Source organism: Hymenobacter sp. H14-R3 (assembly GCF_030063445.1).
Classification (GTDB): domain Bacteria; phylum Bacteroidota; class Bacteroidia; order Cytophagales; family Hymenobacteraceae; genus Hymenobacter.
In genome coordinates, this window is record NZ_JASITD010000001.1 from 306,394 (window position 1) to 318,342 (window position 11,949).

An 11,949-nucleotide genomic window follows, 5' to 3' on the forward strand; every position below is an offset into this window, starting at 1 on the left:
AGCACGTTGGCTTTTAAATGATGAGATTTAAAATACTACTAATTAGTATTTTATACCTAACTCTTGCCTTGGCAGGATGTGTAGAGCCTTACGTACCGGCCGTGCTCGATGCGCCGGCCAGCTTTTTGGTGGTCGATGGCTTTATCAACGGCAACGGGCGCACCCGCATCAAGCTCGCCCGCACCGCCAACCTCTCGGCCACCACGCCCCCACCCGCCGAAAAGGGGGCCAAGCTCTTCGTGGTCGATAACACGGGGGCGCGCTATAACCTGAGTGAACAAACGGCGGGCTCCTACCAGTCCGATAGCCTGACGCTGCCCCCTGGCCGCCAGTACCAGCTACGCATCACCACCACCGGTGGGGCCGCCTACGCTTCGGCCCTGGTCCCGCTGAAGGTAACGCCCCCCATCGACAAGCTAGCCTGGCAACTCACCGGCAACCAAGTGAACATAAAGGTCAGTGCCCACGACGACGCCCAGCAGGCGCGCTTCTACCGCTGGAGCTTCGTCGAAACCTGGGAGTTTACCGCGGCCTACCGCTCCTATTTCGAGTATTTTCCGAAGACTGATGACCTCAGTTTTCGGGTTACGCCTATTTACACATGCTGGCGCACCGAGCAGCCATCTGCCATAAAACAGACCCGTACGGCGCAGCTTAGCCAGAATGTGCTCACCGATTTTCCTATACTCACCATTCCCAACCGGGCTGAGCGCCTTAAAATCCGGTATAGCGTGCTGGTAAGTCAAGTAGGCCAGACGGCTGAGGAGTTTGCCTACTACGAGTTACTGCGCAAAAACACGGAATCCGTGGGCACCGCCAACGACCCGCTGCCCACTCAGCTCACTGGCAATGTGCATCGCATTGATGTAGCCCAGGAGCCCGTGCTAGGCTTTGTCGGCGCACACACTACCCAGCACCAACGCCTTTTCATCGACCGCAAAGAACTGCCCTTTCCCAATAATTGGGTGTTTGAGACGCCCTACCAGACGTGCACTTTTACGGAGGATGCACCCGGCGAACTTTATACCAATATTGGCAACGTGCCGCTCGACCGTTCGCCAATGGGTTTTTCCGGTTCGAGCCGCGAGTGTGTGGACTGCCGCCTGCGGGGCACCAACATGAAGCCCAGCTTCTGGTAGTAATCTGCTTATTTCATTTCTGAAGCTATTTCTATTTCCTGCTACTTATGCGCTTACCCTACCACGTGCTTTCCGCTCGCAACTGGAGTTCAGGCTTACTTGTAGTACTGGCAGTACTGGCCACCGCTCCTAGCCACGCGCAGGCACCCGATTCGCTGGCCACCCTAGGCCGCAAGCTGGGGCAGTACCAGCGGCAGGCACTGACAGAGCAGCTATTCCTGCACCTCGACCGGCCCGCCTACGTGGCCGGCGAAACGCTGTGGTTTAAAGCCTACGCCGTGGAGGGCACCGCGCACCGGCCGCTGGCCATGAGCAAAGTGGCCTATGTGGAGGTGCTCGATGCCGCCCAGCGCCCCGTGCTGCAAGCCAAAATCGCCCTCGTGCAAGCCATGGGCCAGGGCGCATTTGAATTGCCGACTGATTTGCCCACTGGCCGCTACACGGTGCGGGCCTACACCAACTGGATGAAGAACGCCGGCCCGGCGTTTTATTTCCACTGCCCCATTACGGTGGTCAACACCTTGCAGGCCATGCCGGTGGCGCCTCCCACGGCGCAGGCCGGCCCAGCCTACGAGGTGCAGTTTTTTCCCGAAGGCGGCCAGCTGGTGCGGGGCTTGCCGGGCCGGGTTGCCTTCAAAGTAACTGACCAGCAAGGCAATAGTGTAGCCGCCACTGGCACGGTAGCCGACGCTACCGGCGCCACGGTAGCCAGCTTCCAAACCCTGAAATTTGGCCTGGGCAGCTTCCTGCTTACCCCGGCCGCGGCGGGGGCCGCTTACCAGGCCACCGTGCGGCTGCCCGGCGGCGCGGTGGTCACCAGCAAGCTGCCCGCCGTGGCCGAGCAAGGCTACGCAATGCTCGTGACCGATGACAGCCCAACCCAGCTGACCGTGGCCGTGCAAACGGCGCCGGGCAGCGCATCCACCGAGCCGCTGCGCCTCTTGGCCCACACCGGGCAGCAAGTGACGGTAGCCGCCACGGCGCCGCTGGCGGGCGGGCGCGCCACGTTTCAGGTCGATAAGCGGCGGCTGCGGCCGGGTATCACGCATTTCACGGTGTTTAGCGGGCAGCGGCCGGTGGGCGAGCGGCTGTATTTCCGGCGGCCCAGCCACCCGCTGGCTATTCAGGGTAAGGCTTCGGCGGCGGCGCATGGGCCGCGCAGCCGTGTGCAACTGCAAGTGGGCACGGCGCAGCCGGCGGCGCTGTCGCTGGCCGTGTACCGGCTCGATTCCTTGGCTACCCCGGCCCCGGCCGACATCAGCAGCTACCTGCTGCTGGCCGCCGACCTGCCCGGCTTTATTGAGGATGCGGGCTACTACTTCCGCGATTCCAGCGCCACGGCCCAGCTGGCGGCCGACAACCTCATGCTCACCCAGGGCTGGCGGCGCTTCAAGTGGGAGGATGTGGTGGCGGGTCAGGCTCCCGTCAATACCTACCCGCCCGAGCTCAACGGCTACTTGCTGCAAGGCCGTATCAGCCAGCCTACTGGCGCGCCCGCCAGCGGGGTGCCCGCGTACCTGTCGCTGCCCGGCCGCCACTTCACCTTTGCCAATTCTCTGAGCCGGGCCGATGGCCTGGTGCAGTTTGAGCTACCCAATTTTTACGGATTGCGCAAGCTGGTTTTTCAAACCAACTCGGTGCGCGACAGCACCTGCCGGCTGGAGCTGCTCAGCCCCTTCACGGCGGGTGGCGGCGGCAGCGCGCCGGGGCTGGCCCCGCTAGCCACCCACCTGACTACTGCGCTCAGCAAAAGGCACTTGCAGGTGCAGGCGCAGCGCGAGTTTCAGGCACTGCCGCCCCGCTACCGCGCCGTGCCCAGCGACACGCTCGCCTTTTTTGGCCAGCCCGACGAGCAGTTTCGGCTCGATGACTACACGCGCTTTCCGTCGCTGGAAGACGTGATGCGCGAGTACGTGCCGGCCGTGCTGGTGCGCAAACGCAAAGACGGCTTCCACTTCGTGGTGATTGACCGCCCGCGCCACCTCAACCTGCAAGACAACCCCTTAACCTTGCTCGATGGCCTGCCCGTGTTCAACATCAACCAGCTCATGGCCTTCGACCCTTTGAAAATCAAGCGGTTGCAAGTAATTGCCAACCGCTACTTTCTGGGCCAGCAGGTGTACGATGGCGTGGTGAGCTTTAGCACCTACAAGGGCGACCTGGGCGGCTATCCGCTCAATCCGCACGCGCTCATTGAGGAGTACGAGGCCATGCAGGTGCCGCGCGAGTTCTACACCCCGCACTACGACACCGAGGCCCAGCAGCGCAGCCGCCTGCCCGACCTGCGCAACCTGCTCTACTGGAACCCCGACGTGCGCCTGGCCGCCGGCCAGCCCCAGATGCTCGACTTTTTCACCTCCGACCAGGCTGGCCGTTATTTAGTTGTGGCACAAGGGCTTACGAAAGATGGGCAACTGGGCAGCACCAGTTTCACGCTGGATGTGAAGCCTGCATTGTAAGTATTTGCAAATCAATAAATTGCCTAAACCGCGCGTCATGCCGCTGCCAGTACCTCAGCATCGTTATGGGCCGGCGAGTTGACGCGCGTGGTGACGGCGTATTCCTTCATTAGGGCCGTATCGTAGGGCAAGAGCAGCTGCTGGTGTTGCGCGGCGCCCAGGTCGTCGGCGAGCCAGGCGCGCTCGGCCTCGGGCCCGGGCAGGATAACGGGCATACGGTTGTGCAGCCTGGCCATCAGCTCATTGGGCTCGGTGGTGATGATGGTGAAGGTGGGATGCAGCTCGCCGGTGCTCCGGTCGAGCCACTCGTCCCACAGTCCGGCGAAGGCGAAGGGCTCCTCACTTTGCAGCAGAATGCGGTGCGGAATCTTGCCCCGCTCGGTGGCCTGCCACTCGTAGAATGAGTCGGCCAGCACCAGGCAGCGCCGCCGCGCCAGCAGCTGCCGAAAGCTGGGCTTCTCGGCCAGCGTTTCGGCGCGGGCGTTGATGGGCTTGGGGCCCGTGGCCGGGTCGCGGCTCCAGCTGGGCACCAGGCCCCACTTCACCAGCTGAATCTGGCCGGGGGCGGCGTTGGTAATAATGGGCAGTGCCTGCGAGGGCGCGGCGTTGAACGTAGGCGCGGGGGCGGTAGGCTGGGCGTTAAAACGCTTTGCCAATGCTGGCGCGGGGGTAATCAGGGTGTAGCGACCACACATAGCGGCTAAAAGGGAAATTATCGGGAAATGGATAAACTATCCCCTTTTACGGCCCAACTGCCTTATCAGATTAGTAGACATAATCTGTAGGCATCAATAAAAAGCAGGCTTTTTAATTTTAAACGCGCTGCTTCAAGTAGTTGAGATAATTTCCTACGCACTTCACTCCAGCGTTATGCGCTGACTACTCGCCGCTCCATCGGCCCGCTGCACCCACAGCGTGTACAACCCCGCCGGCAGGCTGCGCACTGCTAACGTGTGCGCATCGCCCGCGTCGGGCAGGGTTTGGCTCAGCACCGTCTGGCCAAGCGCGTTGAACAAACGCACGGTGGCCGCGGGCGCGGCCAGGCCGGCGGGTAGCCGCCAAGTCAGGCGGCCGCCGGTAACGGGGTTGGGATAGACCTCGAGGATGCCCGCCCCAGTGCGGGCGGCCGCTACCCCCAGCACCCCGGCCAGCCGGGCGGTAGCGCGGGCCGAGTTGGTGGTCGTGGGCTGGCTGGGCGCGGGCGGGCAGATAGTGGAGACGCTCACCGTGTACCCCACGCCCGGCCGCAGGCCCCGCAGCAACACGGGCGGGGTTGGCGGAGCGGGGGCCACTACCTGCACCGGCCCGCCCGCTGCCTGGTACGTAACCTGGTAGCCCGAGGCACCCGCCACTGACGCAAACGAAACGCTGGCCACCGAATCGGTCAGGCGCGTGAGCCGCACGCCACTGGGTTTCACGCAGGCTACCGAATCCACGAAGCTGCACTGCAAGCTCAGCTCGAAAGCACCCGTGGCCGTGGGGCTGGTGCCCGTCACGAACAGATAATACTGCACGCCGGCCGTGGCCGGGAACGACAGCGTGGACGCGCTGCCGCAACCCGGCGCGTTGTCGTTGCCGCCGAGGCAGCCGCTGTATAGGTCGAATGCGAACAGCCGGGTGTCAAAATCCTTAGCGGCCCCGCAGGTGCTAGCCTGGTACGTGCCGCTGGTAGGAGCCGTGAACCGATAAAACAGGCCCGGCGTGCCCAGGAAGCCGCCGGCGCAAGTGCCGCGCGGGGCATTAGCCACGCGGGCCCCCGCCGTGCTGGCCACCAGACGCTGCCCGCAGGCAATGGGCAGGGCCCTGCCAAGGGAATCGTTCGGGGGAGGCGTTTGGGCGTGGGCCGCCAGCGCGGCCCCGCTGAGCAGCATCAGCAGCAGCGCTATGTGGCGAAAACTAACGCGGAGTACCTGGTTGATGCGCATTGGCGTAACAGATTAGGATTTAGTGAATAACCATCTATGAGCTAACTAGCATCTAGCCAATTGGTTGCTCTTTTTAATGGGTGTTAGCCTAAAATGCCAAAAACCCCATCTGACTTGCGTCAAATGGGGTTTGAAAGTGAGCTTAGCGTTGCCGGGCCGCCGGGGGCCGGTTGCTAGGCCTTGTACAGCTGCTCGTAGTACTCCTTGGCCATGCGGCCGCTTTCGAACTCGGGCTCCACGTCCTTCATGCTGGCTTTCACCACTTTGAGGAACTGCTTGGGCTGGTCGTAGTACATGGGCACCACCGTTTTTTCGAGCACGGTGAGCAGGTTATCGGCCTCCATAGTGTCCTTGGTTTCGTCGGGCAGGGTCACGTCGGCGTGGGTGATGAGGAAGCAGTTTTCACCGTCTTCGGCAAATTCCGGAATCCAGCCGTCGGCGATGCTCACGCTCACGCTGGCGTTCATGGCGGCGGTCATGCCGCTGGTGCCGCTGGCCTCACGCGGGTAGCGCGGGGTATTCAGCCAGAGGTCGGAGCCTTTCTTCATCTCGGCCGACAATGCCAGCTCGTAGCCCGTGAGCACGGCGCAGCGCTTGAGGCGCTTGGTCTTGCGGATAATATTGTTGAAAATGTCGATGGCGCCGTAGTCTTTCGGGTAGGGCTTGCCCGCCCAGATAACCTGCACCGGGCGCTCGTCATTGCTCACCAATTTCACAAAGCGCTCAAAATCATGCATGATGAGGTCGGCGCGCTTGTAGGCGGCAAAGCGGCGGGCCCACACAATGGTCAGCACATCGGGGTCGAGGAGCGTGCCCGTCTGGTCGGCCACTATTTTGAAAAACTCCACCTTCATGGCGCGCTTGCGGGCCAGCAGGGCGGCATCATCCTTGGCCTTGAGGGCGGCGGCCAGTTGGGTATCGCGCCAGTAGGTGCCGTTTTGGGCGTTGGTGATGGAGATGATGGGGCAAATGCCCTCGTAGTGGCCCCACATTTCGCGGGCCACCTCGCCGTGCACCTTGCTCACGCCGTTGGCCTTGCGGGCAAAGCGTAGGGCGGTGAGCGTGTAATTGAGCGTATCGCCGTCGAGGCGGGCTACCCGGCGAATTTCATCCAGCGGCACGCCGGCGAAGAAGCTCATGTCCTGGAGCAGCTTGAGGGGGCGCTCCTCGTTGCCGGCCAGCTCGGGCGTGTGGGTGGTGAACACCAGGCGCTTCTGCACCTCGGCCAGGTCGTGGTTGTGCTTGGCGTAGAGGAAAAATGCCAGCGGCAGGCCGTGGCCCTCGTTGAGGTGGTAGATGTCGGTTTGGCGGCCCAGGATGTCGAGCAGCTGGCCGCCGCCCGCGCCCAGCACAATGCTCTGGGCTACGCGGGTGGCCGCGTCGGGGTCGTAGAGGTGGTGCGAGATGGTTCGCGAGAGGTGGTCGTTTTCCTCAATATCGGTGGTGAGGAAGAACATGGGCGCGGTGCCAAACGTGTCGGGGGCCAGGTAAAGCGCCTTCACAAACACCTGGGCGTCGTGAATGGTAATCGGAAACACGATGCCGGTGTCTTCCAGAAACGAGTACTGCTTGTGCAGAAACTCGGCCTTCATGGTCTGGTCGGGGTTGCGCACCTGGTCGTAGTAGCCGTAGGTCCACAGCATGCCGATGCCGATGAGGTTTTGCTTGAGCTCGTAGGCCGAGCGCATGTGCGAGCCGGCCAGGAAGCCCAGGCCCCCCGAATAAATTTTCAGGCTCTGGTCGAGGGCAAACTCCATCGAGAAGTAAGCCGCGGCCGCCTTGTATTTGGCCGCTGGGGCCGCCATTTTAAATTGAAATGCCATGAAGAAAAGGGAGTGGTGCGTAGGTACTTGGTTGTTGCTAAGGCGGTTCGGAGCAGTAAAGGAAGCGCCCGCACCCTAAAGCTAGCGGGGCGGCAAGGTAAGTCGATGTATTTTGCTTTGCTGTTAGCCAGCTTGTTACCGCAATGGTTTGCGGAGCAAAACCGGCGCCTGTAGCCGGCCGCAAGCTGCGCTGGCCACCCGGCGGCACCTACTCTTTCTCCCACCTTTCTCCTTCATTATCAAGCTTATGCGAATTTTTCGCTCGTTTTTGCTAGCGGCGGGTTCGGCCCTGCTGCTGGCTACCGCGCCGGCCCTGGCCGCGCCGCCCGCCGCGCCGGCTGCCCGCATCGACCCCACCTACTGGTTTGTGGGCATGAAAAACCCCAAGCTCCAGCTGCTGGTCAACGCCCCCGGCATTGCGGCCGACCAGGTGGCGCTGGCTACCTACCCCGGCGTAACGCTAGACGGCTTTCAGAAGCTCGAAAGCACTAACTACCTGATTGTGAACCTCACGGTGAGCCCGCAGGCCCAGCCGGGCAAGCTCAAGCTGCAATTCACGGGGCCCAAGCCATTCACGTACAGCTACGAGCTGCGCCCACGCAACCAAGACCCAGCCCGCACGCAGGGCCTCACGCAGGCCGACTTCATCTACATGCTGATGCCGGACCGCTTCTCGAATGGCAACCCCAAAAACGACGTGGTGAAGGGCACCCGCGTGAACCACGTGGCCCGCGACTCGATGTATGCCCGCCACGGCGGCGACTTGCAGGGCATCCAAAACCACTTTGCGTACTTCAAGCAGCTGGGCGTCACCACCATCTGGCCCACGCCGGTGGTGGAAAACGACATGCCCAAGGCCAGCTACCACGGCTACGCCGTAACCGACTGCTACAAAGTGGACCCGCGCTACGGCACCAACGCCGAGTACGTGCAGTTTGTGAAAGCAGCTCACGGCCAAGGCCTTAAGGTGGTGCAGGATATCGTGCTCAACCACTGGGGCAGCTACCACCACTTGTTTCTGGACAAGCCGGCGGCCGACTGGTTTCACCAGTTCCCGACGTTCACGCGCAGCAACTACAACGCCTTTGCCCTCAACGACCCCTACGGCTCCAAAATTGACCGCAAGCTGGAAAACGACGGCTGGTTTGACACCACCATGCCCGACGTGAACCAGAGCAACCCACTGGTAGCTACCTACCTGATTCAGAACTTCTTGTGGTGGGTCGAAAGCACCGGCCTCGATGGCTACCGTATTGATACCTACCCCTATTCGGAGCTGAATTTCCTCATGGCCTGGGGCAAAGCCATCGCCGACGAATACCCCAAGTTGGCCGTGTTTGGCGAGGCCTGGGAAGGCACCGAGGCCGAGCAGGCCTTTTTCGCCCAAAACATCCTACCGCCCGTCAACGGCTTCAAGTCGAACCTGCCCGGCGTGCTCGATTTTCAGGTTTGCTTCGGCATCGGCGACGCGCTGAAGGGCGACAACGGCGACTTTACCAAGCTCTACCACGCCTTGCAGGGCGACTGGCTCTACACCGACGCCACGCGCAACGTGCCCTTCCTCGATAACCACGACATGAGCCGCTTCTACTCGGTTATTGGCGAAGACTTTAACAAGTATAAGATGGGCCTGGCCTGGCTGCTCACGCTGCGCGGCACGCCCCAACTCTACTACGGTACTGAGGTGCTGATGAAGAACTTTTCGGACCCCGACGGCAAGGTGCGCGAGGACTTCCCGGGCGGCTGGGCCGGGGATAAAACCAACTACTTCACCCAGCGCAGCGGGCCGGCCGGCGCGGCCTTCGACTACGTGAGCAAGCTGGCAAATTACCGGAAATCGCACCCGGTATTGAGCAGCGGCAAGCTGATGCAGTTTATTCCGCAGGATGGGGTTTACACGTACTTCCGGTACAAGGAAGGGGGTGAGTGCGTGATGATTATCGCCAACAACACCACGGCCGAGAAGAAGGTCGATGGCACCCGCTTCGCCGAGCGCACCAAGGGTTTTTCGTCGGGCGTGGAGGTGACTAGTGGGGCCGTTGTCGGCGACTTGAAGGCGTTGGTGGTGCCGGCGCACACGGCTTGGGTGGTGGAGTTGCGGAAGTAGTTTCGTTCTTTGGATTTTTAGCCCGCAGAGGGCGCAGAGGTTTTCGCAGATGACGCAGAAGCACGAGAACGATGTATCTTTTTTGATTAGGAAAGCGGCTTATAACCTGCACGTTGCGCTGGGTCCCGGTTTGCTGGAATCGGTGTATGAAACGCTGCTGGCGCACGAGTTGCGCAAGCTGGGGCTGGAGGTGCAAACACAAGTGGCACTGCCGGTGGTGTACGATGGCCTACGCTTGGAAAGCGGTTTCCGCATGGATTTGCTGGTTGAAAACCTGGTGGTAGTCGAGCTAAAATCAGTCGAAATCCTGCTCGAAGTTCACCACATGCAACTACTCACCTACCTCAAGCTTTCCGGCTACAAGCTGGGCCTGCTCATCAATTTCAACGTGCCCTACATCAAAAGCGTCATCTTCCGAAAAGTGAGCGGCCTGATAGAACAATCAGCGTCTTCTGCGAAAACCTCCGCGCCCTCTGCGGGCTAAAAACACCCACGCCGCCCACCCGAATCCCCACCAACTACTTCTTACCTTACCGCCGCCTATGAAAAACCTGACGCTGGCGGCCAGTTTACTGGCTTTAACCGCCTTCACCCCGCCCCTTATGCCCGTGGCCAACCCGACCGCCCCCGCTCAGGACAATGACCCGAACACCACTGCCGAAGTCCCGCAGGATAATAAGCTCATTATCTATCAGTTGCTGCCCCGGCTCTTCGGCAACAAAGTGGCCCTGAATAAGACCTACGGCACAGTGCTGGAAAACGGCAGCGGCAAGTTCAACGACATCAACGACCTGGCCCTCACCAAAATAAAGGAGATGGGCGTGTCCCACGTGTGGTACACCGGCATTCTGGAGCACGCCACCATGACGGCCTACCCCGCTGCCGGCCTGCCCGCCGACGATGCCGACGTGGTGAAAGGCCGCGCCGGCTCGCCCTACGCCGTGAAAGACTACTACGACGTAGACCCCGACCTGGCCGTGAACAAGGCCAAGCGCATGGACGAGTTCGAGAGCCTCATCCAACGCACCCACGCCCACGGCCTGAAGCTGATTATCGACTTCATTCCCAACCACGTAGCGCGCTCGTACCACTCCAATGCCAAGCCGGATGGCGTGGTAGACCTGGGTGAAAAAGACGATAAAACCAAGTCCTTTGCGCCCAACAACAACTTCTACTACCTGCCCGGCGAGCACTTTGTGGTGCCGGCCGGCTACAACCCGCTCGGCGCGCTCAAGGGCCCCGGCGAGGATGGCAAGTACGCCGAGTTTCCGGCCAAAGCCACTGGCAATGACGTGTTTACGGCCACGCCCAAGATTGACGACTGGTTTGAGACGGTGAAACTCAACTACGGCGTCGATTACCAGCACAACCGCGCCCTGCACTTCGAGCCCGTGCCCGACACCTGGAAAAAGATGCGCGACATCCTGGTGTACTGGACCGAAAAAGGCGTGGACGGCTTCCGCTGCGACATGGCCGAGATGGTCCCCGTCGAGTTCTGGGCCTACGTCATCCCGGAACTGAAAAAGGTGAAGCCCACGCTCGTCTTCATCGGCGAAGCTTATAATGCCAAGGAGTACAGCACCTACCTCACCAAGGGCCACTTCGATTTTCTCTACGACAAGGTGGGCCTCTACGATGGCCTGCGCCGCCTCATGCGCCAGGAAGGCACCACCGAGGACATCACCCAGGCGTGGAAAACGGAGAGCAGGGGCTTCGGCTCGCATATGCTACGCTTCCTGGAAAACCATGACGAGCAGCGCATTGCGTCCAAGGAATTTGCCACCAACCCGCGCCGCGCCATTCCGGCCATGACGGTGAGCGCCACGCTGGGCAGCGGCCCCGTAATGCTCTACATGGGCCAGGAAGTGGGCGAGCCCGCCCTAGGCAGCGAAGGCTTTTCGAGCGCCGATGGCCGCACCAGCATCTTCGACTACTGGGGCGTGCCCGAGCACCAAAAGTGGATGAACCAGGGCAAATTTGACGGGGCCAAGCTGAGCCCCGAGCAAAAGCAGCTGCGCGATTTTTACGTGCGCCTGCTCACGCTGGCAGGTAGCAGCGAGGCCATCCGCCGGGGCCAGTTCTACGAGCTGCAGGATGCCAACAACCTCGGCAAGGAGTACGACCAGCGCAAGCTCTACACCTTCGTGCGCTACACCCGAGGCCAGCAGGTGCTGGTGGTCGTCAACTTCAGCGACACCAAAACCTACCGGCCCAACCTGCTCATTCCGGCCGCAGTGTTGCAGCGCATGGGCCTCGACCCCCAGCACGTGTACACCTACAAAGACCTGCTAAACGGTGGAGCCCCCAAGGCCGCCCTCAACCTCACCCTGGAGCCGCTCAGCGCCATGGTACTGGAGCTGAGCCCCCGTTAGCATTGGGCTTGGGTGTTGATTAAAAATGATAAATTAAAAATTGAAAGCCTGACAACCAGATTTTTTAATTTTTGATTTATCATTTTTAATTCCCCGCTAAGCCTCTTCAAGCAGTCCCGGAAAC

General features: G+C 61.3%; 8 protein-coding genes. 5 read left to right on the forward strand and 3 right to left on the reverse strand.

All coding sequences use genetic code 11. The features are described 5' to 3' along the window. Positions 1-68 precede the first annotated feature (68 nt). Together QMK33_RS01470 and QMK33_RS01475 are read left to right on the forward strand one after the other, a co-directional pair. Positions 69-1,139, forward strand: a complete 1,071-nt coding sequence (locus tag QMK33_RS01470) for a DUF4249 domain-containing protein (protein WP_283562765.1) — start codon at positions 69-71, stop codon at positions 1,137-1,139. Between the two features lie 47 nt (positions 1,140-1,186). Next, positions 1,187-3,598, forward strand: coding sequence for an MG2 domain-containing protein (locus tag QMK33_RS01475; protein ID WP_283562766.1), 2,412 nt, complete (start codon positions 1,187-1,189; stop codon positions 3,596-3,598). Positions 3,599-3,633: 35 nt separating this feature from the next. On the opposite strand, the gene QMK33_RS01480 is transcribed toward QMK33_RS01475, so the two are convergent. The 3 genes from QMK33_RS01480 to glgP all read right to left on the reverse strand — a co-directional run bounded on the left by QMK33_RS01480 (position 3,634) and on the right by glgP (position 7,346). Next, a complete protein-coding gene (locus QMK33_RS01480; RefSeq protein WP_283562767.1) occupies positions 3,634-4,293 on the reverse strand; it encodes an SOS response-associated peptidase in 660 nt (219 codons plus the stop codon). Positions 4,294-4,455: 162 nt separating this feature from the next. Then, positions 4,456-5,523 carry a T9SS type A sorting domain-containing protein gene (locus QMK33_RS01485; protein ID WP_283562768.1) on the reverse strand — a complete coding sequence of 356 codons (1,068 nt, stop codon included), beginning with the start codon at positions 5,521-5,523 and terminating at the stop codon, positions 4,456-4,458. 173 nt (positions 5,524-5,696) lie between these two features. Further along, a complete protein-coding gene (gene glgP, locus QMK33_RS01490; RefSeq protein WP_283562769.1) occupies positions 5,697-7,346 on the reverse strand; it encodes an alpha-glucan family phosphorylase in 1,650 nt (549 codons plus the stop codon). A 247-nt stretch (positions 7,347-7,593) separates the two neighbouring features. Between glgP and QMK33_RS01495 the strand changes: the two genes are divergently transcribed. From QMK33_RS01495 to QMK33_RS01505, 3 genes are all read left to right on the forward strand, one after another. Continuing rightward, on the forward strand, positions 7,594-9,453 hold the full coding sequence (locus tag QMK33_RS01495) for an alpha-amylase family glycosyl hydrolase (RefSeq protein ID WP_283562770.1): 1,860 nt from the start codon (positions 7,594-7,596) through the stop codon (positions 9,451-9,453). A gap of 82 nt (positions 9,454-9,535) precedes the next feature. Further along, positions 9,536-9,937, forward strand: coding sequence for a GxxExxY protein (locus tag QMK33_RS01500; RefSeq protein WP_349361665.1), 402 nt, complete (start codon positions 9,536-9,538; stop codon positions 9,935-9,937). A 58-nt stretch (positions 9,938-9,995) separates the two neighbouring features. Next, on the forward strand, positions 9,996-11,825 hold the full coding sequence (locus tag QMK33_RS01505) for an alpha-amylase family glycosyl hydrolase (protein WP_283562772.1): 1,830 nt from the start codon (positions 9,996-9,998) through the stop codon (positions 11,823-11,825). Positions 11,826-11,949 lie beyond the last annotated feature (124 nt).

Excerpts from the sequence above, each read along its gene's own strand:
- QMK33_RS01495 (WP_283562770.1), top strand. The coding sequence starts at position 7,594 with ATGCGAATTTTTCGCTCGTTTTTGCTAGCGGCGGGTTCGGCCCTGCTG.
- QMK33_RS01480 (WP_283562767.1), bottom strand. The coding sequence starts at position 4,293 with ATGTGTGGTCGCTACACCCTGATTACCCCCGCGCCAGCATTGGCAAAG.
- glgP (WP_283562769.1), bottom strand. The coding sequence starts at position 7,346 with ATGGCATTTCAATTTAAAATGGCGGCCCCAGCGGCCAAATACAAGGCG.
- QMK33_RS01485 (WP_283562768.1), bottom strand. The coding sequence starts at position 5,523 with ATGCGCATCAACCAGGTACTCCGCGTTAGTTTTCGCCACATAGCGCTG.
- QMK33_RS01505 (WP_283562772.1), top strand. The coding sequence starts at position 9,996 with ATGAAAAACCTGACGCTGGCGGCCAGTTTACTGGCTTTAACCGCCTTC.
- QMK33_RS01475 (WP_283562766.1), top strand. The coding sequence starts at position 1,187 with ATGCGCTTACCCTACCACGTGCTTTCCGCTCGCAACTGGAGTTCAGGC.